The 24,438-nt window shown below is 48.5% G+C and carries 22 protein-coding genes; 12 read left to right on the forward strand and 10 right to left on the reverse strand.

The window, feature by feature from the left end:
• Nucleotides 1–121: 121 nt before the first annotated feature.
• On the forward strand, nucleotides 122–1,303 hold the full coding sequence (locus B0475_RS11890; RefSeq protein ID WP_077412087.1) for an energy transducer TonB: 1,182 nt from the start codon (nucleotides 122–124) through the stop codon (nucleotides 1,301–1,303).
• Between the two features lie 175 nt (nucleotides 1,304–1,478).
• Here the strand turns inward: B0475_RS11890 and B0475_RS11895 are convergent, their stop codons facing one another.
• Complete coding sequence (locus B0475_RS11895; protein WP_077412209.1) at nucleotides 1,479–2,087, reverse strand: redoxin domain-containing protein; 609 nt, start codon at nucleotides 2,085–2,087, stop codon at nucleotides 1,479–1,481.
• 14 nt (nucleotides 2,088–2,101) lie between these two features.
• Nucleotides 2,102–4,135, reverse strand: a complete 2,034-nt coding sequence (locus B0475_RS11900; protein ID WP_157892907.1) for a protein-disulfide reductase DsbD family protein — start codon at nucleotides 4,133–4,135, stop codon at nucleotides 2,102–2,104.
• Between the two features lie 225 nt (nucleotides 4,136–4,360).
• On the opposite strand from B0475_RS11900, the gene B0475_RS11905 reads away from it, so the two are divergent.
• Complete coding sequence (locus B0475_RS11905; protein WP_077412089.1) at nucleotides 4,361–4,735, forward strand: hypothetical protein; 375 nt, start codon at nucleotides 4,361–4,363, stop codon at nucleotides 4,733–4,735.
• 85 nt (nucleotides 4,736–4,820) lie between these two features.
• Here the strand turns inward: B0475_RS11905 and B0475_RS11910 are convergent, their stop codons facing one another.
• From B0475_RS11910 to B0475_RS11935, 5 genes are all read right to left on the reverse strand, one after another.
• On the reverse strand, nucleotides 4,821–5,006 hold the full coding sequence (locus B0475_RS11910) for a hypothetical protein (protein ID WP_077412090.1): 186 nt from the start codon (nucleotides 5,004–5,006) through the stop codon (nucleotides 4,821–4,823).
• Between the two features lie 231 nt (nucleotides 5,007–5,237).
• Nucleotides 5,238–5,954, reverse strand: coding sequence for a TIGR04219 family outer membrane beta-barrel protein (locus tag B0475_RS11920; protein WP_157892911.1), 717 nt, complete (start codon nucleotides 5,952–5,954; stop codon nucleotides 5,238–5,240).
• Between the two features lie 513 nt (nucleotides 5,955–6,467).
• A complete protein-coding gene (locus tag B0475_RS11925) occupies nucleotides 6,468–7,079 on the reverse strand; it encodes a DUF6445 family protein (RefSeq protein ID WP_077412093.1) in 612 nt (203 codons plus the stop codon).
• Between the two features lie 166 nt (nucleotides 7,080–7,245).
• Complete coding sequence (locus B0475_RS11930) at nucleotides 7,246–8,604, reverse strand: alpha/beta fold hydrolase (protein WP_077412094.1); 1,359 nt, start codon at nucleotides 8,602–8,604, stop codon at nucleotides 7,246–7,248.
• Nucleotides 8,601–9,875: a DUF885 family protein gene (locus B0475_RS11935; RefSeq protein WP_077412095.1), complete on the reverse strand. Its 1,275-nt coding sequence runs from the start codon at nucleotides 9,873–9,875 to the stop codon at nucleotides 8,601–8,603. Before B0475_RS11935 ends, B0475_RS11930 begins: the two co-directional genes overlap by 4 nt.
• 204 nt (nucleotides 9,876–10,079) lie before the next feature.
• Between B0475_RS11935 and B0475_RS11940 the strand changes: the two genes are divergently transcribed.
• From B0475_RS11940 to B0475_RS11960, 5 genes are all read left to right on the forward strand, one after another.
• The gene (locus B0475_RS11940; RefSeq protein WP_157892912.1) at nucleotides 10,080–10,373 is read left to right on the forward strand and encodes a hypothetical protein; all 294 of its coding nucleotides are present in this window, start codon (nucleotides 10,080–10,082) and stop codon (nucleotides 10,371–10,373) included.
• 151 nt (nucleotides 10,374–10,524) lie between these two features.
• Nucleotides 10,525–12,531 (forward strand): tetratricopeptide repeat-containing sulfotransferase family protein, encoded by a 2,007-nt coding sequence (locus tag B0475_RS11945; RefSeq protein ID WP_077412097.1) that lies wholly within the window; start codon nucleotides 10,525–10,527, stop codon nucleotides 12,529–12,531.
• Nucleotides 12,532–12,737: 206 nt separating this feature from the next.
• A complete protein-coding gene (locus tag B0475_RS11950; protein WP_077412098.1) occupies nucleotides 12,738–13,643 on the forward strand; it encodes a hypothetical protein in 906 nt (301 codons plus the stop codon).
• A 142-nt stretch (nucleotides 13,644–13,785) separates the two neighbouring features.
• A complete protein-coding gene (gene pyrC / locus B0475_RS11955; RefSeq protein ID WP_077412099.1) occupies nucleotides 13,786–14,826 on the forward strand; it encodes a dihydroorotase in 1,041 nt (346 codons plus the stop codon).
• Nucleotides 14,827–14,962: 136 nt separating this feature from the next.
• Nucleotides 14,963–15,577, forward strand: a complete 615-nt coding sequence (locus B0475_RS11960; protein WP_077412100.1) for a DUF2306 domain-containing protein — start codon at nucleotides 14,963–14,965, stop codon at nucleotides 15,575–15,577.
• On the opposite strand, the gene B0475_RS11965 is transcribed toward B0475_RS11960, so the two are convergent.
• Nucleotides 15,540–16,598, reverse strand: coding sequence for a helix-turn-helix domain-containing protein (locus tag B0475_RS11965; protein WP_077412101.1), 1,059 nt, complete (start codon nucleotides 16,596–16,598; stop codon nucleotides 15,540–15,542). The two genes, B0475_RS11960 and B0475_RS11965, sit on opposite strands and share 38 nt — an antisense overlap.
• Nucleotides 16,599–16,812: 214 nt before the next feature.
• Here B0475_RS11965 and B0475_RS11970 point away from each other — a divergent pair, with 214 nt between their 5' ends.
• From B0475_RS11970 to B0475_RS11985, 4 genes are all read left to right on the forward strand, one after another.
• Nucleotides 16,813–17,430, forward strand: a complete 618-nt coding sequence (locus B0475_RS11970) for a hypothetical protein (RefSeq protein ID WP_077412102.1) — start codon at nucleotides 16,813–16,815, stop codon at nucleotides 17,428–17,430.
• A gap of 8 nt (nucleotides 17,431–17,438) precedes the next feature.
• Nucleotides 17,439–18,026, forward strand: a complete 588-nt coding sequence (locus B0475_RS11975) for a hypothetical protein (RefSeq protein ID WP_077412103.1) — start codon at nucleotides 17,439–17,441, stop codon at nucleotides 18,024–18,026.
• A 434-nt stretch (nucleotides 18,027–18,460) separates the two neighbouring features.
• Nucleotides 18,461–20,263 (forward strand): sulfatase-like hydrolase/transferase, encoded by a 1,803-nt coding sequence (locus B0475_RS11980; protein WP_077412104.1) that lies wholly within the window; start codon nucleotides 18,461–18,463, stop codon nucleotides 20,261–20,263.
• A gap of 3 nt (nucleotides 20,264–20,266) precedes the next feature.
• Nucleotides 20,267–20,509: a hypothetical protein gene (locus B0475_RS11985; protein ID WP_077412105.1), complete on the forward strand. Its 243-nt coding sequence runs from the start codon at nucleotides 20,267–20,269 to the stop codon at nucleotides 20,507–20,509.
• A 255-nt stretch (nucleotides 20,510–20,764) separates the two neighbouring features.
• Here the strand turns inward: B0475_RS11985 and B0475_RS11990 are convergent, their stop codons facing one another.
• Entirely contained in the window at nucleotides 20,765–21,805 is a 1,041-nt protein-coding gene (locus B0475_RS11990) for an acyltransferase family protein (protein ID WP_077412106.1), read from the reverse strand.
• Nucleotides 21,806–21,989: 184 nt separating this feature from the next.
• Here B0475_RS11990 and B0475_RS11995 point away from each other — a divergent pair, with 184 nt between their 5' ends.
• Nucleotides 21,990–22,511, forward strand: coding sequence for a BLUF domain-containing protein (locus B0475_RS11995; protein WP_077412107.1), 522 nt, complete (start codon nucleotides 21,990–21,992; stop codon nucleotides 22,509–22,511).
• Between the two features lie 104 nt (nucleotides 22,512–22,615).
• Here the strand turns inward: B0475_RS11995 and B0475_RS12000 are convergent, their stop codons facing one another.
• On the reverse strand, nucleotides 22,616–24,391 hold the full coding sequence (locus B0475_RS12000) for a fibronectin type III domain-containing protein (RefSeq protein ID WP_077412108.1): 1,776 nt from the start codon (nucleotides 24,389–24,391) through the stop codon (nucleotides 22,616–22,618).
• Nucleotides 24,392–24,438 lie beyond the last annotated feature (47 nt).

Genomic DNA, 24,438 nt, shown 5'->3' on the forward strand with positions numbered 1-24,438 from the left:
AATCGGGTTCATGCATTCCTTGATTGTCGGTCACCGTTATTAAAGCAGGCAAATTTGCGGATGAGGTGGGATTGAGCTAATATTCATTTTTTCCACGTGGCATGTCTTAAGGGAGTACCGTATGTCTACAAATAAACTGTTGTTGATTCTGTTGTTACAACCATTTTGGGTTGTGGCCAAAGAACCGGTGGTTCATGAAATCATTCCAATTGTAAAAATTGCTCCGCAGTATCCACGCAAAGCCCTGATGGCTAAAGTTGAGGGTAAGGTGACTGTGGTGATGTCGATCAATGCCCAAGGGTCTGTTGACCATGTTGAGGTTGTTGAGGCGCAGCCAGTTCGTATCTTTGATGAAGCTGCGATCGATGCAGGTATGAAGTTTAAATTCAAGCCGAAGGTTGTCGATGGCAAAGGGGTTCCAAGTAAGGGCAAAATAACCTTTGTGTTTGAATTACCTGAACATCAATGGGCAGCCAGGAATGAAACATTGCTTGAGTTGTTAAAACCACAATTAGATGTGATTCAGGTTCAGCCCAAGGTGGTGGTGCTGGCTGAGTCTGTGCAAATCAAGTCTCGCATCAGGCCCAAACAAGTCAATGAGGTGCATGTCATGTTTGATGATGATTTGTTGCAGCTCAAACCACAACCATTTATCTGGAATGGTTTGGAAGCTGCTGAGGTGGCAGTGACGGATTTTGCTGAAAAATTAGCGGTCAGGCAACAATTGGTTCAACAGCAGTATGACAGTCAGCCAGGTGTTTTTCAAAGATTCCATCGGATATACAGCGCCAAAAACCATCCCCCAGTGTTAATCAATGCAGTTGATTCAGTCGATTTCAATCGCATGGACAATGTTTTTTTTGAGTCTTACAGGCTGACCATCAACGCCCAGGGGGATGTCGTCAAATGGCAGGCACTGCACAACAAAGAAATCAATCAATCTCCAGCAATGGTAACCCTGGTAGATGAATTCATGGAAACACTTGAGTTTTTACCTGCTTTGAAAAAATACCAACCTGTCGAATCTAAAATAACCATTATGTTTAAAACTGCTTTGGTCACTGAAGATGAGGTGATTCAAGTTGCTCAACACAACAACCGTCACTATGGTTTGGGTAATCCGTGGGTCAGATTGGCTGCCATCATCAAACGTGATGGTAAAGTGGCAGACGTAACTGTAATGGGTTCATCTGATGATCAATTCGAAGCCTTGGCCGTCAAGGGACTCAAAAGTCAGCTTTTCAGCAAAACCGCAACTGGTTGGCAGATGTTGGAGTTGGTGGAATTCAGTCCAAAAAACTGACGGTGGAGCGCTGATCATCAGCTTTCCTATGAAGACCTGTCAGACCCTGTAACAGAATGACGACTGTTTGGATAGAGGTGTGAGAGCCGAGACTGGTTCGGAGACCGGAGTACCAGGATCATTGTTGATACATAACGCGTGCCACCCCGAAACCAGGGTGGCACGGTTTGTTGAATCAATATTTGACTGAGCAACCGTAAGGTGGGGTGGATGTAACCGCAATTTCACTGCCTTCGGCCATGGCGGTCAGTGTGGCGGTCACGTAATTGGTCGCACCTTTCAGTGATTTGGGATTGAATGAGGGTTTGTCATCAATGGCACCGTCATATTGAATCATGCCACTGGCATCGATGATGAACATTTCAGGTGTGGTCTTGGCATCATACATTCTGCCAACAGTGCCGTCATAATCCAGTAACCTGGCTGTTGCTTTGGCTTCATGCTGGCGAATGATTTCATTGGCTTCATCAGCGGTGGTGTGGCCTTGTTTGCCGGGCGCTGAGGACAGGATGGTCAACCACACAATACCCTCAGCGGTGGCGTCAGCTTGTAGCTGTTGCATGTTGCCACTTTCATAGTGTTTTTTGACATATGGACATTCGTGGTTGGTCCACTCCAGGACGACTGTTTTGCCCCTGAAGTCAGACAACGTATGGCTGTTACCATGGGTATCTGTCAAGGTGAAATCAGGCGCTATTTCGCCGGCTTTGTTGGCCCATGCGGGTAAACTGATTGATACAGAGATCAGGGTGAAGAAGAACATCATAGGTTTTGTACTGAACATGGTCATTCTCTCGGTTATTTGGCCACATATTGTTTGATGATGGCCGGGGTTAATATTTGTGGTAATACCTGTGGTTCAGGTCTTTTACCAGTGAGTGGGTCCACAGGACCATAGTAAACATAAATGGGTACGCCGTTGCGCTGGTATTTTTCCAGATACTGTGTGATTTCGGCATCAAAATCAGTCCAATCCCCTTTTAAATACTGAATGTTGTGCTTGGCAAACAGTGCTTTGGTGTCGTCGGTATTCAGTGCCACTTGTTCATTGACCTGACAGGTGATGCACCAGGCGGCAGTCATGTTGACAAACAGCGCTGCATCGTTTTGCCGGGCAGCTGTATAACTTGTCTTGCTGAATGGTTGCCAGTTGACTGCCACACCGTCGGCTTTTTGTGTTTCATAGACGGCATAAAAAGGCCACATTGCCAGCAGCAAAAAAGCCCAGCCAGTCCAGCGAATGAAACTGTTCAATTTCAGGAACCATATGCCCAAAGTCACTACCACCAGCCCCATCAGCACCGCCAGCACACCAAAGCTGTCGGCCTGAATGCTCAGCACCCAAACCAGCCATGCCGCAGTGGCCAGCATGGGAAAGGCCAGAAATTCTTTGAATCTGATCATCCATTCACCTGGTCGGGGCATCCAGCTTCTGGTAACCGGGAACATGGCCAGCAGCAGATAAGGCAGCGCGAGACCAAATCCCAGTGTCAGGAAAACGGCGATTGATTCATATACCGGTTGAACAAGGGCATAACCAATGGCAACCCCCATGAACGGTGCGGTACATGGGGTTGCCACCAGGGTGGCCAGTACACCGGTATAGAATGAACCTGACAAGCCGGTTTTGTTGGCCAGATCTGCGCCGACATGAGTCAATCCTGAGTTCACCTCAAAGAATCCAGCCAGGTTCAACCCCACCAGAGTCAGTAAATAAATCAGGAACATAACAAACACAGGGTTTTGTAATTGAAATCCCCAGCCAATTTGGGCGCCAAAGGATTTCAGCACCATTAATAGCAATGCAATGATCAGGAAACTGAGCAAGATTCCGGCTGTGTAAGCCCAACCATGCAGTATGGCCTGACGGGCTGTCTGGTTGTGCATATGAGCCAGGTTCATGGCTTTCAAAGCCAACACGGGAAACACACATGGCATCACATTGAGGATGATGCCGCCCAGTAAGGCCAGCCCGATGGCATACAGGAAAGACGTTTGCTGGCTGGCGGTCCGGGCAACCTGATGACTGGCTGTGAGCTTGATGCCGTTGCGTTGTCCACTGGGATCCTGAAAAACAATGACCACATCACTGATGGGTACTTCCTGGGCGGGAATATCACCAATCGGCTGGCTGATGTGCCAAAGCCTGGAATCATGCATAGTGGTTGCTGAGGCTGAATGATTAAGCACCCCACGTTCAGTGAAATACAACTCTACATCAGTCATTTGTTCCAGCGGCAACAATGCAGCATCGTAAGCCACTTCCAGCACCACCTGATCACCTTGGGTGGAATAGCTGGCTGCCCAGTCTTGTTGCACCGGAAGGGTCAGCCTGGCGTGTTCAATGAGCTCAGGGTGACTGGCTTGACCGCTGTTCAAGTTCAGGGTGGCCTGATGAAATTCAGGCAGGCAGATGTCCTCACACACCAACAAACTGATGTCGGCGACCAATGCCAGCGGGCCATCCGGCAAAGTGTCAGGTAAAGTCAGTTGCTGTAACAGAATGACCTGGTTTTCATAACCATAATTGGTCAGCGGACCAAAGGGTATTTTATGAGGTATTGGCCATTGTATGGCTGATGCGGATAAGTCATCCAGTCCCGACCATTCAATTGCTGTGGCCTCACCGGAGTCTCCCGGGTTGATCCAATAGACATGCCAGTTGGGGGTGATGTCCTGAACAACGCCAACGGTGATGGTTTGACCTGCCACTACCTGCGTTTGACTGGTGATCAAACTGATTGACACATAGTTGTCTTCAGTCAGGGCAAAAGTCATGGCACAATGAAGCAGCAGCATTGTACGGAGTGTGTTTTTGATCAGTTTTTTCAAAAGAGCATCCTGGCCGATGTGTAGCCATAACTGAGTAACCAATGCTCATTATCATGATTAAATGTGCAAAAATTGTGATTTTGATGATCAATGGCATCAGGTTGCCAACTGGACGTGGCTGAAGTGAATTGCTAAACTCACTGTTTTTTTGTTCAAGGGGTTTTTATTGTGCAAGATCCAATTCTCAGGAATACTTTTCTCATCAGCTGCTTAGTCCTGTTGTCAATGGGCGCTCATGCGGCCGGAGAGCACCACCATCATCATCACAATCAGATTGAATTGGCGGGAACAGAAAATCCACCTGCAATCAACATTAAATTACACAAAGATGCCATGTCAGGTTGGAACCTGGAAGTGATGACTGAACATTTTGAGTTCACTCCCGCCAATACCAATCAGAATCATGTGCCCGGTCAGGGCCATGCTCATGTTTATATTGATGGGGTTAAATTGGGTCGTTTGTATGGTAACTGGATGCACCTGACCGGATTGGCCCCCGGGCCCAGAGCCATTAAAGTCACCCTGAATTCAAATGACCATCAGGACTATGTCATAGACGGTGTGGTGATTGGCGATGAAGTCGTGATTCATCAACCCTGACTGGGCGTCAATATCAGAAGGCCGAATGACCAGGACCATCAGGGGCAGCAGTAAAAACAAGTGTCACTGACAAAGCAAATCGGCCTTATTCATTGTAGTGAGTGTAGCTGTTTTTGATTGCGAAGAAAGCTTGCAGATCAGGCACCTGGGCATCATGTAGTCCAGTGAGGTCGTAATGGCCCATGACATGGCCGTCTTCAGTCAGTTGAATCACTGAGAAAGACAGGTTGAAAGTTTGATACATCCAGTACTGGCCATCAGCACCTTGCATCAAGGCACCCACAATCAACAATATACCCACTGGTTTTTTGGAATGGTGATTGTTTTCATGCCAGCGGACTCCAGCTCTTTCCCCAGTTTGTTTCTGAAGGGAACAGGGCGGGCAATTTCAGTGAAAGTCGTTGATTTCAATCCAGTCATCAAATCAACCACTGGCGGCCATTTGGACTCATGACGTCAGGTGTTCATTTGAATTGCTCAGCGGCGGTGATCCAAGTGGTGATCAGAAGTGGTAGTTGAGACCCAGAAAAAAACCTTTGACAGTGAAATCTGCATTGAAACCACTGTGATCCAGGTCGGTGTTCATCGTTCTGTAACCCAGTACACCACCCAGGCCTGATCGGCCCTCATAATTCAGCCCCAGTTCGATGTCTGTGACTTCATCGTTCCCCATGCTCAGCGCTTCAATGCTGCCAAACGCAGACAGCCCGGTAAAAGGCAGATCGATCTGGCCTTTGCCATACAACATTGGTACCACATCGTCCAGTTCATTACGTATGAATTCAGAGGTGTGGTTTAACCGGATACTGCCATTGAACTGTTTCACCGCCATTCCCAAATCGAGGTTTACCCAGTTATCCAGTACTTCATAGTAAAGCATGATTTCAGTGTGGGACAAATCCGCAGTACTGCTGAATTCATTCTGCAAAAGTGCTCCGCCAAAGTCGGCAATTTCAATGGATTCCCGGCGTTCACCCTTGATGTTGTTGTGCCGGATTTTGAAATTGGGTAAAACAGGAATCGGGTGTTCCAGGGCAAAATAGACAACCCGACCTGTTTCACTGCAGTCTTTCTGAGGTAGTTCTGAATTGATGTCATCTGACAGGTCATGTTGCCAGTGGCTGGCACCGGCATAGAAACCCAGGATGGTGTCGGCAGAGACCACGGACCAATTGTGCAACAAGCAACCCCAAATAAAAAGCCAGGTGAGTTTTTTCATGATGAATCCGTGGATTAATGAGGGTGACATTTTAACCGGCCAGACATACAAAACAAGACCAGTAATGTAAGATCCTGGAACTTTCCCCTCCGGTCCTGACTCAGCGCTGACGCCAGTATCCAAGCAGTCGAGCCGGTCATCAACTCTCCGTGGTTTCATTTGTGGTTGTATGAGGAATGACCTTGGGACTTCATTCACTTTTGTTCCTGACAAAAGTGAAAGCCGATTCTACGGATGGAGGAGTTAGGGTCTCGTCTGGAACAGAGACCGAGGCCTCGGCGATCATGTCATGTGATCAAGCGCTCGACGCTCTGATTCGCTATCGCTCACGGCTTATCGATCATTCCATTATGGCTTCTTGACTTCATCAAACCGCCATATCTGCATGATCTGCCTAACCAAGTCGGCGGGACGAGCTGATCATCAGCTCTCCACAGTTGAATCAGCACGCTGAACACTGGGGTGGCATTGTCAGTACCAGAGGGTTGTGGTCTTCTTCTTTTGCTGTGGTGGTTATCTGCCAGCAGAGGCAAAGAACATCAGGTACACCAACCGGCCGTTTTCGGGTTGTTTGCCAAAATTTTCTCCGGCGGTGTGCCACAACCATGGGCGAAGCAGTATTAACCGGTTGAAGCGCATGGGAACACGCATGGTCATTTCCCATTTGGCATCATCGGTGGAGTCTTTTTCCAGCACATCGGCCACCCACTGTTTGGCAGAGGGGGCGCCGTATTTTTCCATGGCTTCCTGATCACTGAACGGGGCGCGTTCTGAATCACTTTCAATGTGCCTGAAAAACTCAGTGCCACCGCGGCAGTCTTCAGGTTCGCTGAGGTACAGGATGCCAGACCAGTGCGAGCCATCAACATGCACTTTGGCGGTACCCACATCAGATGCCAGCGCGATGCGACACTTGCCGTGGGCTTGATTATGACTCATTGGCATCAGAGGCTCACCAACCAGTCTTGACACTTCATTGTGCAGACCTTCGATGTTAATGCGTTCTTTGGAGTTTCGTCCGGGGTAAGGGCCCTGAACTTCAGGATAACTCAAATTCAGGGCTGCGTTACGCAGTGCATATGGGTCATCAAGGAAATCATCGACCACGATTAATGATGTCGGCATAAATTATCGTTGCTCCCGCTTTGGCTGTTTTCAGTTACAGATTCATGTGCGGCTCATCATAGCATTTTTGAGCGCTGAGTTCACGATTCTACAGCTGCTTGTGCTGACTCCATGTTGATATTGATTTCATATTGAAAGCTTGTTTTTCCTGCTGATGAAAATGTCCTCATGGCTCAAGCACGTCCTCCATCCAGCTGATCAGGGCTGTAGCCACTTCATGATTGTAATGTTCTCCGGGCTGACCTGGGTTGTATGAGCCTTCATTCATGGCCTGGCGGAGGGCCTGGAAAGTAGGATACGTCATCAAACCATGATCGGTGTTGTCAAAAATGCGCAAAGTTGCCTGGTCATCTTCCTCCGTATTCAACAGTTCAGTGAGGTTGCGGGCCCAGTCGTCACTGATGGTTTGGATGTCAAAAGCACCGTGCATTACCAGCACTGGTGATGCCACTTTACGCCAGGCAACACTGAGGTCATAGGCATTCAGGTCACGGAAGAAACCATAGTGACGCTGAAAAACCTGATCGCCCTGATGTGGCAGCAAGTTGGCGGCAAATGCCTCCTGGAAACGAGGGTCTGAGCGGATGTCTTGCCAGTCCGAATTGGTGTTAAGCCAGGCCTGCAGCAATGGCTGAATCAACTGCCCATTGGCTTGTGCAGTGTCCTCTGCTGTACCCATCATCACCGCCTGGACGGTGAACATGTCCTGTAAATAGTCATACCAGGATTTGAGTACGGCGCCATAAACCGCGATGCCTTTAAATTGTTGGCCTTCACCGATCAGTGGTGCATATACACCACCCAATGAATGGCCAAACAAAAACACTTCATCAGCGGTCACAAAATCATAGGCTTTAAGGGCTTTCAGGCCGGCTTTGAATCCCGACAGTTCCTGGGTGAAGTTAACCTGTGAACAGTCCAGTGCTCCGGCGCTGTCACCAACGCCGAATTTTTCCAGTTTATAGACCACGAAGCCGCTGTCCACCACCTGGTTAAATAATTGCTGCATGGTGGCTTGAGGAACCATGCCATAATCAATCGACTGACAGGTGTAACCTTGAATAAAGTACAACGCCGGCCGGCTTTCGCCGGGTTTGAGATCAGCGGGTTTGTAAACAATGGACCGCAGGCGGTTGTCGCCTGATTGTACTTCGTCATACAGCACCTGATGGTTTTCATGGTGCTCCCTGGGACGTCTGAGCAGGATGCCAGTGAGGGTTTTTTGATGACCGTCTCTGCGGATTTCGATGTGAATGTCATCACCCACCTGATCAGCAGCGATCAGGCTCACCAGTTCCGCAAATGTCGAGACCGGTTCCTGGTTGTAGCTGAGGATAACATCATTTGCTTCGATGCCCATTTGTGCCGCCGTGGATCGGGGCAGCACTCGCTGGACCACCACACCGCTGCCATCCGGTTGGCCCATCACCCCAAACATGGGTTGACTTTTGAGTTGAGTGGCGGTGGCCTGACAGGCCAATAACAGCCAGCAGATGATCATGAGGGTGGGTTTGAATGGATTCATGGTTGCTCCTGAAAGGTGAATAGTTGTTGGTAATGGTTCAAAGTACTGATCGGTAAGTGGCTGATGGTCAGGATGTTCTGATGAAATGTTCTGAGATTAAAGTCTGCCTTATTTTGTAATTGTTGTTTTAATTGTTCGATCCTGTGTTTGCCATATACATAGGTGTTCACCTGCATGGGCCATCGTTTGATGCGCTCTATTTCACGATTCATGACATCCGTGCCTTCTGGGAAATGACTGCGCCAATGCATTTGTGCCTGTTCAATTGACCAGCCTCTGGCATGGATGCCCACATCAATCATGACCCGCATGGCCCTGAGGGCTTCCCATTTGAGGGCAAAGCGTTGACTGTCCGGATGTCGATAAAGTCCCAATGAACGGCCGAGGGTTTCTGCATAGGCCGCCCAGCCTTCAACAAAAGCCATCTGGCCCTGGCTCAGATTGGGCAGTTGACAATGGCTGTGGTGTTGAGCCACCTGACTTTGATAATGGTGCCCAGGAATCCCTTCGTGTAAGAACAGCCAGTCCACCTGGCGGAGTTCATAGTCTTCAGTCAAAGGGTGGTAATACATGGTGTGTTGGGCACTGTTGTAGTAACCCGGGGCCGGGAAATCTGCCCCCATGGTTGATCGTGCGGTGTGTAATGGGGCGATCTGATCAGTTGGGATGAACATCAGTTTAAGGTGATTCATGAGCAGTTCTTGGGTGTCCTGATAGTGCTCCAGGATGGCTCGTTCATCGGCACTGCGGATTACTGCCATGGGCGGTATCGCAGACTCATCAGACACTTGTCTGTATTGTGTGATGGCCTTGGTGAAGGTCTGCTCACCCACCGCGTACAAATGATCAGCTGACAGATCTTCTCCTAACCACCACATGGTCAGATAGCGATACCATTGGTCGCCATCAGGCAGCTGATGCACTGAACCTTGATAAGTGACGCCAGACTGCGGCTCACTGAGCAGCTGTAACCGCAGCTTGTGGGCCTGCAAAGCCAGGCTGGCGGCGGAATGAAAGACCTGTTGACAGGCATTGGCAGGTGAATGTTTTTGCAGGGTTTGAGTGGCATGGTCAATGGCTGTCAATTGACTGTTTGATGCTGGCTGGCCCAGGCCGTGGTTCCACAGCTGAGCAAAGTCCAGTTGAGGTGTAGGCAAATGGGCTAAGGCAACGGCGTCAAGCACCTCGTGCCAGTTACTTTTGTTGTTGGTTTCTGCACCGGAACTGAGACTCAGCAGACAGGCTAAAACCAGGATTTTTTTGATCATCATCGACGGTTTTTTTGGTTAACTTCATTCCAGCATAACTCATTCACTTGCTGTGCTGATAAATCCGAACAAGTTTATCATTCAGGTATCGCTGAAACGGCCGGAGGCTAATCATCAACGCTGCACAAACGACTGTTTGTGGTATGTTGGTTGATGGGGTATGATGAATTCATCAAGGACATTTTCATCATCAATCAGGGAGTTTTCATGAAATCAATCATTGTCATTGCCATCGCGGCTGTTGTATATATCCAGTTCTTCAAAGCCCCCCCAAGACCGGTTTGCCAGAACGGAGAGGCGTTTGCTGCCCAAATGATGGAAATGGTGATAAACCTCCAGGATGGTGACATCAGTTTGCCTGTGGCTCAGGACCTGGATGTGTTTCAAAATCTGGAAAATGACCCCCGGCTGTCCCGGCTTGATTCGCCTTATGCCACGGCTGAAGATTTCCAGGCGGGTTGTGATGTGCTGTATGATGCCATTGAGTCATTGAAAAGCTGACCTGCTGAGTGATCCGCTGAACGCACCATATTTTACTTCTGTACAGCGCTTGTCACCGTCCTGTCTGGTTTACTGATTGGACGCAGTGGTGTTTTGTTTCCAGACGCCTTGAGCAGATTGGTATAATGGCCGCTTTTTTAACACCAACATCATGCAAACAGCGCTTCAAGAAACCGCCCGACTGTTGGCTCTGGGACAAACTGAGCAGGCACTTGAGATACTGAAAAAACAATCCGATGACCCCGCTTGTCAGATTCGCTTACGCGAATATTACATGGGTGAACAACAGTATGAAGCGGCAGCAGCACTCATTGCTCAGATGACTGGTACTGATGACACAGAACAATGGGTGAATCAATCCATCACGGCTTTTTTCAATCAGGATTGGACTGGCGCCATTGGACTGGCCGAAGCGGCGCTGAACATCACGCCGGATGCGGCCACTGCGCAAAATCATCTGGGCCGGGCTCTGCAGAATGCCGGGCAGTCTGGTCGGGCCATCAAGGCTTTCAAATCTGCCGTCAGGTATCAACCTGATTATGCAGAAGCCTGGCATAATCTGGCTCATACCCGTCGGGCATTGGGGTTGTTACATGAGGCAGAAGAATACTACCTGGAAGCCCTGAAGTTTCATGCTGGGTATCAATCGGCGCTGTTTAACCTGGCGGTGACCCAATCGGTGCTGGAAGATTACAGCCAGGCGATGGGCCACTTCAGGCAGTTGCTGAAGGTCAATCCACAACATGTATTGGGCTGGGTCAATACTGGCCTCACACATCATGTACTGGGAGAAGTTGATGAGTCCATGAAGTGTTATGACCAGGCCATGGAACTGGATCCCGGATGTGCCATTGCTTATAGTTACAAAGGCGTGGTGCTCAATGAGTTACAGCAAACCGAGGTGGCGATCAAGTGCCTGCAACACGCCATCAGCCTGGATCCACAGGAAGTTGACGCCTGGTGTGAACTGACCAACATCCATGAAAAACTCAATGACCTGGAGAACGCACAAATGGCCAATGACAAAGCTTTGGCCATCGATCCCCATCACCCAACGGCGCTGATTGACCGGGCCAGGATTTTGTCTCGCAACAAACAACATCAGGATGCCCTGAATGCTTTGCGCCAGGTACCGGTGAAGCAATTGCCAGTGAGGAAACAGATTGAATACTTTTTTGAATCAGGGACGGTACTGGACCGCCTGAAGCAGTATGATGAAGCATTCAAGGCCTATCAGCAAGGCAATCAGCTGGCCACCACCAGTCCACGGTTTCAACAGGTTGATGCCGGGGCATTTGCACGGCGCCTGAAGGACCTGAATCAAGCCGCTGAACAGATCGAAAAGCCTCATGGGTGGTTGAAGTCCTTGTTACAAAAAAAACCCAGGGCAGATCGATTGTTGGGCAGTCAATTGTGCTTTTTGATGGGTTTTCCGCGTTCCGGAACAACCCTGATGGATACCATACTCAATGTGCATCAACAGTTGCTGACGGTTGAAGAAAAACCGACCCTTGAGCGGGTGATTGAGGACATGGACTCAGCGCCATGGAGCCAGCAGGCTCCGTCAGCAGATCAGTTGGCGCAATGGCGGCAGCACTACTGGCATAGCCTATCAGAATACATGAGCGGAGATGCACAGTTGGTGGTCGATAAACTGCCATTGCGGTTCATCCAGGCGCAACTGATTCACGCCATGTTGCCACAAGCCAAAATACTCTTTATGTTGCGCCACCCTTGTGATGTGGTGCTGAGTAATTTCATGCAGAATTACATGCCCAATCAGGCTTTCGTTCATTTCAATGAACTGGCAGAAAGTGTGCAGATGTACCAACAAACCATGGACCTGTGGTTAAAACTACGGGATGTATTTGGTCAGCAATTACTGGAAGTCCGTTACGAGGATCTGGTTAATCAGCCACAACAAACAGTGCCCGCGGTCTGTGATTTTCTCGGTGTGCCGTTCAGTCAGGAGATGCTGGACACCGATCAGCGACTGAAAGCGAAAAACCGCATCAGCACCAACAGTTATGCCCAGGTGGCGCAGAACATTCATCAGCAATCGGTGATGCGCTGGGAAAATTACCGGGAGTATTTTGCCCCACATTTGTCACAACTCAAACCATTCATCAAATTATTTGGTTATCCTGATCCAGGTTGAGTGGTCAAGCTTTGTTTGGGAATTGTGCTCATGTCAGAGGCATAATGTGAACCATCACTCATTTGGCATGCTGATTGCCGGCTGGCTGTCAACCCTTTCTATTGCCAGGCGTTTTACCTGGCAAGACCTGTCAAAAACTGATAAGTTGATTGGTATGTACTGATCAGTTTGATGGGGTATATTGAGTTTAAGCAAGGAGAACAATCATGAAAAATTACATCTTTACCTGTATTTTGTTAAGTGCCTTTAGTTTCATTAGCCGGGCGGAAACCACTGTGGTTGCACCGGTTTCAGGTATGGCTTATGGCCTGGACCTGATGGCTGTCAGCGAAGTGTTTAAAGACACTCCTAACCTGGAGGTTTTTGAACAAACCATCAATGACCCGGACACTGGCATCAACAACCTGGATCTGGACGCCAATGGTGAGGTGGATTTCATCAGGGTGGTTGAGGAAGTGGTTGGTGACAGTCATGTTATTATTCTACAGGCGGCTTTGGGCGCTGATGAATTTCAGGATGTGGCAACCATCCAGGTTGAGCCCTCAGCCGATCAGTATACCCTGCAAATTCACGGCCATGAGGTGATTTACGGCCCAGACTATTTCGTGGTTCCACAACACGTCCACGTCCATACCTGGCCGATCATTGCCTGGATTTACCGTCCGATTTATCGCCCCTACCGGTCCGTATTCAGGTATGGTGTTTATCCGCGTTGGTGGCGTCCTTTCCGTCCAGTACATGTGGATGTCTACCGCACCCGAACCGTCAGATTCACCGGGCGAAATACCTTTGTGGTCAGTAAAAAACGAGTTGTGAAGCCAGTCAACAGGGTGGTTTATCAACCACGTACGTCGAAAAAAGTCAGCAAAAGCCTGAATGTGAGTCATACCACTGGCATCACTGGCAGAACCACTCAACGGGTGGAAGTGAAAAAAACCACGACGCGGGCCAATGGTAACACCGTTACAAAGCAGAAAGGCGTGGCTAAAACCACCACTGCCAATGGCAGAACCACGGTCAAGAAAAGTAAACAAAAAACGAAAGTCAAAAAGAACGGTGATAAAAGCACGGTCAGAAAAACCACAAAGACCCGGAAGAAGAAAAACCAATGATTAACTGCCATGTGGCCTGAAACCAGTATCTGCAAAGGTGCTGGTTTTTTTATTGCATGATGAATGACCTGATTGCAAAAGAACCTCATCAAACAGCTGCCTTCATTTATAATGGGTGCCGTTTTAAACCATCAGTGACATCATGACCGTGGATTCAATCACCCTCATTCAACCTGACGACTGGCATGTGCATCTGCGTGATGGTCAAATGCTCAAGCAAGTGGCTGCTTATACAGCTCGGCAATTTGGCCGGGCCATCATCATGCCCAACCTTACACCACCAGTGATCACGGCTCAGATGGCCAGTGAATACCGCCTGCGTATCAAACAGGCCACTGCAGATTATCCGGATTTTGAGCCATTGATGACGGCTTATCTGACCGACTCCACTGACCCCGTGGAAATCACTCAGGGCTATAAAGCGGGGATATTTACTGCGGCCAAATTGTATCCGGCCAATGCCACCACCAATTCGGCAGCTGGGGTCACCGATGTCAGGCACATCCATGGTGTGCTGGAAGCCATGCAGGGCATCGGGATGCCGTTGTTGGTCCATGGGGAAGTGGTGAGTGAAGACATTGACGTGTTTGATAGGGAAGCGGTTTTTATTGAGCGCATCATGGATCCCTTGTTGAAAGATTTTCCCGAACTGAAAGTGGTGTTTGAACACATTACCACCAAAGATGCAGCCGACTTTGTTGCTTCACACCATGGCCGCCTGGCGGCGACCATCACCGTTCATCACCTGCAAATCAATCGCAATGACATGCTGGTGGGTGGTATCAAGCCCCACCTTTATTGTCTGCCGGTGGCCAAGCGTGAACGGCATCGTCAGGCGTTGCGACTGGCGGCCACTTCAGGGTCTGATCGTTTTTTTCTTGGCACAGACACTGCGCCACATGCTGTGGGAGACAAAGAAAGTGCCTGTGGCTGTGCCGGTATATTCAGTGCTCCTCATGCGTTGGAAAACTATCTTCAGGTGTTCGAAGAAGAACAGGCACTGGACCGGTTTGAAGCTTTTGCGTCATTGAACGGTCCGGCATTTTATGGTTTGCCGGTGAATAAAAAGACCATTACATTGGAAAAAGTCATTCAAACGGTGCCAGATTCAGCCGGAACAGAACCGCTGAATGTTCAGCCTTACCGGGCTGGTGACATTTTGTCGTGGCGCCTCCAGCAATGAGTGACGGGCCCCAGTGGCCCTGAAGTTGACTTAACTTGAGGTCAAAAACTCTGCATTGAAAGGTTCTGAACAGCCGATTCGGACGAAACCGTCTCACCCATCGGTAACATGAAGGTCTTTCACACGAGATTGATTCATGCAAAAGGCTGTTCGGTTAACCGGTTTTGGTATTTATTCCTTGTTGTGTATAGGTGTTGCTGGCTATGCGTTTTACTTTCTGCAAATGCCGGTGAATCCACACAACGATTTTCAACAAAAATTACTGGCCTCTGGTTGGGAAGTGCCATTGCATTTTTACGCCTCCGGACTGGCCTTGTTGTTGATTCCATTGCAGTTAAGCCGACTGATCAGAAAACGCTGGCTGAGCTTTCATCGTTATCTCGGGGTGGTCTATGCCCTGGCGGTGTTGACAGGTGGAGTGGCGGGACTGGTGATGGCTTTCAATGCCAGTGGCGGCTGGGTGGCCAGGCTGGGATTTACTTCACTGGCCGTGTTGTGGCTGGGCACCACAACATTGGCGGTTAAATGCGCCATAGAGCGAAACATAACCAGGCATCAGGTATGGATTTACCGCAGCATGGCGCTGACCTCAGGGGCGATCACACTGCGCCTTTTCCTGGGTCTGGGTCTGGGGGTGTTCCAGTTGCCTTTTTTAACAGTTTATGTACCCACATCATGGTTAAGCTGGATGTTAAACCTGGCGATCTGTGAATTTATTTTGTGGCAGCAGCGACGGAGTGTTGTTGCCTGAATGCGCTTGGGGTCAGTCCGGTGTGTCTTTTGAAAGCGGTGTTGAATGTGGATTTAGAAACAAATCCACAGGCATAAGCCACATCAAGGATGTTGTCTCTGGTTTGGGTCAATTGTTGTTGGGCTTCTTTGATTCGCATGGCATTGATGTAGTCACGGAAATTGCACTGGTACCGGTGGTTGATGACGAGCGAGATCAAGTATTCCGGGTAACCGGAAGATTTGGCCAACTGACCAATATTTAAGGCTGGTTTCAAATACAGCTGATCGTCAGCCATCAATTGTGTCAGTTTGTCATCCACCGCAGCAAACCGCCGGTCATCGGTGGCCACTGGTTGTGGGGGTTTAAACGTTCTTATTGGCGTGATCGGCTGTTGTGTCAGTCCCAGATAACCCAGCATTGTGATCCATACCGCAATCACCGCAAAAATCACCCAGTGGTTGTAGTCAGGAATTGGTAATGCCCATTGACTGACAGCCACCAGCCAAATGACGACGTTGCCATATGCCATCAACCGTAACCAACGTAAATCGATGCCTTCAGTTGATGACTCTTGTTGTACCAGCTCAGTGCGGTATTGGTTGACCACCCACAGACCGGCCAACACATAACTGACGCTGTATACATACATGGTTGGTTCATAAAGGACGTACCAGGTGGGACCTTTTTCCCATGGATTGATGATCCATGGCAGATTGATACCGGACATCAGCATAAAACCGGCAAAATGCACCACATCATGCCACCGCAATGACTGATTGCGGATCAATGAGCGGGTATACAGATAAAACCAGCTGCCATAGAAATAGGGAAAGAAATGAACCAGTGTATACAGTGGTAACAACGCCGTGTCGCGGTTATTCAGGTAGACCGCTTTGATGGCCAGGTCAAAGACCAACAGGCTGATCCATACCGCCAGGATGCGGTTGCTATGGAGGTTGGCTTGTTTGCGAATCAAAGCCAGCACCAGGACCAGCCCCTGGGCGGCTCCGATGACATAAATGAATGACCAATGTTGCATGTTCAGTTGAAATTCAGGGCAGGGAATGCGATTCCACTATTCTAGGGTAAAGCCTTGTTGAATGAAACAATCAATCAGTCGGGTCTTGTTCATACTGCAACGCTGCGCACATGCGATTGGAATCAATAAAGGCCGGATATGGCTGGCTGAAAGGGACTGGATTTGGCTTTTTATTTATGTCATAATGCCGCCATCACATCAGTAAAGGATTGCCATGTTGTCATTGAAGATATCACTGTTTTGGGTTTTTATGTTTTTCTGTTTCGCGGTTTGTGCGGAAGATGAAACACAGTCTGTTTTGGTTCAATTGAAGAATAAAGGAGACTTCGATGTGTTTTTTCACCGATCTCAAAGCAATGCCACAGGTGCGGCCATAGGTGGCTTGATTGGAGCCGGCATCGAAACCGGAATTTCCAAATCAAAAGACATGGAGCTTGAAGCCCGGCTTGTCGAAAAACTGGGTGAACAAAACTGTCATGAGCAACTCATAGACTCATTTACCGAAAAGCTCGAGCCCGCAGATCAGTATCGGCTTGTGGGTAAAGATGAAGCCGACCGAAACACTTTACAACTCGACATCAGGATCAAAGATTGTGGCTTTAAACTGGTGAACAGTGACTCTGGTGAGTTGTCCGCATTTGTGACATTGTTGGTCAAACTCAATACGGCCAAAGGTAAAAAACTGTTTGAAGAAAAATTCTACCTTCGTTCCAAACAACAAAACAGTTTTGATGAGTACCTGAATGATGCTGAGCTTACTGCCAGTGAGTTTCAGCAAGTGATAACCAAAGCCGGCAAAAGACTGGCCAATAAATTAATCTATTTAAAGTGAGAACTACAATGAAAAAAGGAATATTTATATTGATGGCGGTGGTGATGATTCAAGGCTGTACTGTTAAAGACAGCACATTGAAAGTCAGTCACCATGCAGATGGAAATTTTGTTGGTCCATTGGAGCAACTCCAGGGGGTTAACTTTCAGATGCCTGAGATGGCCGATGACCGTGAAGATAAAATGCGGATTGGTTGGAAGAAAAATGGCTATGGTCATCGAATGGCAGGTATCCTGACCGAACAGCCAGTCACAGAGATTGTCCAAAACGCGATCGTCACGGCCTTTAAAAGCAATCAGCAATTAATGACAGACGAGGGTGATGTGTTGATTGAGGGTAAAGTCACCAACTTCTGGTTTGAAGCTGACATCAATTTCTGGACCGTCGAATTCATCGGCGATGTTCAGGTTATGCTGAGTTTCATTGATCGCAACAGTGGAGATGTGATTTATCAGTCCAATTATTCAGGTACATATTCTGATAAGAAAGCCGGAGGTGGTGAAAAGACCTGGCAGGAAGTGATGATGTTGGCGGTGGATAAGCTGATTGAGGACATAGTTTTTGATGAGGAATTGATTGAATCTTTGGATCAATGATTTCATGCAAATTGAGGACTGACATATGCCCGTCAGTTGATCAAGCTAAACCAGTCTCATCACAGACTGGTTTTTTTTTTGGATGTATCATAATCCTTTTTAATTATGTACCAAAAGAAACATATATGTTGTGTTGTAAATATATTTCTGGTTATGATGAACCCCTGTTAGGGGGATAAGAACAGGTTCAATCAACAGTCAGGTGTATGCCTGCGTGATGGTCAGTTTAACCCTCTGGTCTGTATTAGGAATGACCTAGGGACTTCATTCACTTTTGTTCCTGACAAAAGTGAAAGCGGCCTCGGCGATCATGTCGTGTGATCAAGCGCTCGACTCTCTGATTCGCTATCGCTCACCAACCAAGTCGGCGGGTCGAGCTGATCATCAGCTCTCCTAAGTATATCTTCAATAACCAAAAAAAGAGGGAAAAACTAATGAATAAACCATCATCTTCACCCAACATTCTATTGCTGCTGGTCGATCAGCTGCGATACCCAAGATTCAGCTATCATCAACAGGGGTTGGCAAACCCCATCAAAGACATCCTGTCTTTTGTTAATGAGCTGGATGAGGACAATCCATACTTGCCTCATTTCCCTGGTTTTGTGAAATTGCGCGAATATGCCACCGTCCTGACCAATCACAGCATTGCCGAATCAGCCTGTATACCGAGTCGGGCAAGTATTATGACAGGACAGTATGGTCCACGTACCGGTGTCACACAGACCGATGGTTTGTTCAAAAGTGGCGATGCACAGAATTTTCCATGGCTCAAAGCCGATGGTTTTGCCACCATGGGAGACTGGTTTCGTGAAGCTGGCTATACCACCCATTATTTTGGCAAGTGGCACACCAGTAACCCACCGGAGCATACCCTGCAGGGTTTTGGTTTTGATGACTGGGAGTTGTCCTGGCCTGAGCCTCATGGTTCGTTGATCAATAATCTTGGAACTTACCGGGATTATCAATTCACAGATCTGGCCTGTTCTTTTTTGCAGGCCAGGGGACTTGGCGTGCCGTTCAACCGGGCAAGTGCACAACAGGCACAGCAGCATCCCAAAGACCCGGAATCACCTCACACTCAACCCTTTTTTGCGGTGTGTTCATTCACCAACCCACATGACATTGCCGCTTACCCAACACTGCCAAGGATGTTGGTGCCAAAGAATCCTGACATCAAAAACCCCAAAGATGATCCCAATCGATATGGACCTGGTGATTCAGTTCCGGTGCCTGCCAAAGGCACCCTCAGCACACAACCCACTGAAGGAACTTATCGGGTTAACCTGAATCCGACCGGATTGCCACAAGACAACGCCACTGCCAGTCCGACTCAAAATGAAGACCTGTTGAACAACAACAAGCCTGATTGCCAATTTGATTATTCTGTTAAAATTGGATTGGGACTGGCCGCCAAGGCAGGCCTTGGAGTGGCCAAAGGCCTGGCAGCCAATGACCCCAATGGGATGAATGACAATCAATTGCTGGCTGCTGCGGTCAAAGCCACCATGGGCGTGGCAATTCCTTTTCAGAATCAAGATGACCCAGAAGGTGCTGCCACTGGTTTTCTGCAATACTATGCCTACATGATTGCCATGGTTGACCGCCATATTCTGAGGGTGCTGGAAGCACTGGAGTCTTCAGGGCTGCGTGAGAATACCGTTCTGGTTTTTGCTTCTGACCATGGTGAATATGGTGCCGCGCATGCAAAAATGATGGAAAAATGGCATGCCGCTTATCAGGAAGTGCTGCATGTTCCTGTGTTGATTTCATCGCCTTCGATCAATCCCAGTAAAGGTCATCCTGAACGCGTTGATGGACTGACCAGTCACATTGACTTATTACCGACCCTGATGGGACTGGCCAATATCGATGAAACACGCCAATCTGAAATTGCCCAATCCTTATCGAAAACTCACTATGTGGCGCCTTTTCCGGGAATCGATTTGTCGCCAATGATTCAACATCCCAAAAAATCAGCAGAAACACTGGCTGACCGGTCGCTGTTGTTTGTCACCGATGACATGATCACCGAACCATTGCCCAGGGACAATGATCCGCACAATCAGGAGTCATGGGAACAATATAAAGTCTATGCAGCGTCATTGGCTGAATTGAAGAAACAAGCCGAGTTTAAGGCATTGTGTGATGGACCAGTGACCCAGCCTGCTCATGTTCGGGCGGTGCGTCAGGGTGAATGGAAGCTGGTCCGTTACTGTGACCCGTGGAGTCAATAGCCGGTGGCAGATCAATGGGAACTGTATAACCTGGAAATTGATGGTAATGAAGAACGTAATTTACTGGTTTATGATGCCGAATTTCCCACCATTATCGATGCTGAATTGTTACCGGATCAGCTGAACATGGAAACCGCTGAGATCAAATTACTGGCCCGTAAATTAAGGGCAGAATTGGCCAGCTTAGAAGCAGATTGTTTGTCTTTGTATCCGGCTGCACACCCGACAGCAGGTCACTTGGACTGAAACGATAACAACCTGACTGGCCTGGTGCCAGTCAGGATTTGTCATGCTTGCTAAGCATACATAGCTCTACAATCATAATCCCTGTCGTCATGAATCATAGGAATGACCTTGGGACTTCATTCACTTTTGTTCCTGACAAAAGTGAAAGCGGCCTCGGCGATCATGTCGTGTGATCAAGCGCTCGACTCTCTGATTCGCTATCGCTCACCAACCAAGTCGGCGGGTCGAGCTGATCATCAGCTCTCCAAGGCTTGTCTATTTACCATGACTTTGGGGGAGTATGGTTGGTTTTTTAAACTTGCGGTTGGCCAGTTGATACAAGGGCTTTTCAACCAGCCGATAAAAGCCATAACTGAACAGCAAGGTCAGCACAATGAAAGCCACGAAGCCAGTCAGTTCATGGCCCTGGTTGATCAGCCAGGTTCGGTAACCGGTACCGGTGAACAGAATAAGCATGAAAAAATGCAACAGATATAGGGTATACGAACTGTCACCAATGGGTTTTAAAACAGCGGCCACTGGTTTTGGCGTGTGATTTTCAAAGGTCATTGCCAGGGCCACCAGACTGACTGAAAAAAGACCAATGGCGGGTTCCCGCCAGGGGCTGTCAACCAGGTAATAGGTCACCGACAGATACAAAGACCCCAACAGCAACAGCCCCCAGCTAAAGGCGTGTTTTTTACTGATCAGCAGTTGGCGATGATGCCACAGGTAAAAGCCCAGCAAAAATTCAATCAAGTGAGGTGTGAGCAGGAGGTCCAGCCACTCATGTCCGGTTTGATCAAACCAGAGGATTCTGAAAAGCACCAGCAGCATCAGTGGTGCAAATAGCCACAAGGGGCGCTTGATCAGACCCAGCACCAATAAAGTTGTCAGGCCATAAAAATACAATTCATAAGGCAATGACCAGGCAGGAGGAATCAATAGTTCCCCGCCATAAATACCAAGTAAAAACAGTGATTTAGGCAGGTCATATAAGGGTAGGCGGGCTGGGTCGTAGTGATTCAGAGCCAGCCAGGTGAGCAGTAGAACCGGCCAAAAACCAAGGTAAATCCGGCTCAGCCTTTTCAAAGCGAAGCGGCCTGCGCCAGCCAGTCCGGGGGTGATGCGTTCAATGGAACTGGCGATCACCAGTCCACTGATCACAAAAAACACATCAACGCCCATATACCCATGATTGGCCAATGCGGTGAAGACGGTCGATGACAATCCCATGAACTCAAACTGTGGCAGGGCATGATGCAAAAATACCCATAGGGCGGCCAGTCCGCGCAGAATTTGAATGTTGATGATCATGTTGAAAGCAGTCTGTCCAGTGTCATACAGGCATTCATTCTATATGAAATGGATGAATTGTGGTTTTGGAATAACAGCTATCACTGCCTATATGTACTGCTCGACATGAAATTGGCCTAATCATCACCTGTTGTTGACATCCTGACAGTTAAGTTACACAGCTTTCATTTTCAGGTATGTTGGTATGGAGCAGTTACTCAGAATGGTATATGTCAGTGAATCCACACAACCTTTATCGGGTCTGGGTGGGGAAGTTCCCATTGAAATTGGCCGCATATTAATGCAGTCTAGAAAGAATAACCCAAAGCTTGAGGTTGGTGGGGTGTTGTATTTCCGGAATAACTACTTTTTTCAATGCCTGGAAGGTGAGCAGGATGTGGTCAATGACCTGTATCAGAAGATCGCCACGGACCCACGTCACAAGCAGGTTCAAACCCTTTCTGTCAAACGCATTCATCAACGGCAGTTTTCTGACTGGTCGATGAAATATGTAGCCAGCAAGGATCAGGTTAACCGACTGATCAGGCAGTTCGGGATGCAGGAATTCAATCCTTATCAGTTTGATGACTACATGATTGATGAATTGTTGAAAGTGTTCAATAAATCAAGCGATCAAACGTCACAGCCGGATCAGAGTTACTCCCATCAACCCAACCCGGACAGGCAAAGCAAAGGGTTGTTCAGTCGGCTGTTCGGTCGTCGTTAAAAAAGTATCAATGATGATCACCAAAGAATCACATTCACGCGGAAAAAATGACTGATACCGGGTTGTGATTGTTATTCACAACCCGGCAGGAATCCTTTGGGGTCTTATTCACAGACCAGATCTGCCAACTGAGTCAGCCGCTGTACGGTCATCTGACCTGTGCTGAATCCAACCCGAGATTCATCTGGTTGCCAGCTGAATAAGCCATTGTTGCAGCCATTGAATTCGATGCTGGCGGTTCCCCAGAATTGTGGAACCAGGTCATTGCTGTCAAAATTGGGTGGAAACTGAGCGCCATTGACGGTGCTGAATGAAACATCAAGCCGATTTTCTGAGACTTGCCCTGAGCCCAGCAGCCAAATGGGTTTCCCGGTTGAATCAAATACATACCAGTAAATCAGTCCCACCCCGTTGGGCAGAACCTCAACGGCCAGCCCATGGCCATCCTGAGCAGGATTAAACCAGGAGCCACTGTAACTGCCATTCAATGCTTCACTGCCGGCAACATCGCCAGCACCCATGCGGGTCAGCTGTTGCATGTTCAGTGCGCCGGCCGGAAACCCCGAATCGCGCCTGGGAATCCAGGCATAATTCATGCGGTCATCTGCGGTGAAACTAATGGTGATGGTGCCCCAGAATGATTTGTTGATATCATTGGTGTCAAAGTCAGGTGGGAACAGTGCGCCTTCTGAGACGGCCATATTGGCCTGAATTTGCTGTCCGTCATAGGGACCTGCACCCACCAACCACAGTTGGTTACCGTCGTTGTCAAACACATACCAGTATACCACTGCCAGATTGTCAGAGAGCACTTGAACCACCAGACCGTGACCATCTTGTTGTGGATTGTACCAGGAGCCTGAATGAGGCGACTGCATGGGGAATGACAGTTCGCTGGTCATTTCGCCTGCCAGATTGATCGCCTGACTGACCACCCGGTTGGGGTTATTTTGATGTGGGTTGGTGTATGAGCGCAGTTGAATATACAGTTCATCATCGGGAGACACGCCCGCCATGGTATGACTGGTGACGGTTTTGTCTTCGGTGTCCCTGATCAGTCGATAAGGGCCTTCGACGGCATCAGCCATCCACAATTCATACCCGCCGGCTTGACTGTAGCGCACTTCGTCCCAGGTCAGGGTGAGGCTGTCAGCCGTGCTGCTGTCGATACCAAAACCACCCGGTGCCAGGGTTTGATAGTCTGAAGAACATTCCAGCTCGCCAAAAGTATCAAAACACGAATTGAAAAACAGGTATTGCGCCACATCGGCATTGGCCGGGTAGAGGGCATTGCCTTCATAAAAAAACAACTGCAATTGAGAGAGATTGGTCATGGACTGAGGAATGGCGCCACTGAGTTGATTGGTAAACAGACTCAGCACATTCAATGCCGTCATTTGTCCCAGCTCATCGGGGATTGGCCCACTCAATTGGTTGTCGTTCAGATACATGGAGAGCACTGATGTCAGGTTGCCAAAGCTTGTTGGTATGGGTCCACTGAGTTGGTTGTCATACAAGTATAAGTTGAACAATTGACTCAGATTGCCAATGGCTGCGGGGATTTTTCCAGTCAGGTGATTCTGACTCAGCGACAGCCGTTGTAAATCAGTGAGTGCGCCAATTGAATCGGGAATGTGACCGGTGAGGTTGTTGTCAGATAAGGACAATTCCCGGATGAGGTCGTCATTGCATAAAACCCCAAACCAGTTGTTCTCGCAAGGATCTCCTGATAACCAATTGCTGTTTTCCAGCCAGTCATCCCCCTGGGTCTGCTGATACAATTCCAGTAATGCTTCACGTTGTGCCTGCGGTACAGCCGCCTGGAGTGGATTGGTCAGGGAAAGACTGAGAATCAGCCAAAGAAAAATCAATATACGCATGGAAAACCTCCTTGTCTAATGGTGCAAAATACCGATTATATCAGAAC

This window comes from Marinicella sediminis, assembly GCF_002000055.1.
GTDB classification, from domain to species: domain Bacteria; phylum Pseudomonadota; class Gammaproteobacteria; order Xanthomonadales; family Marinicellaceae; genus Marinicella; species Marinicella sediminis.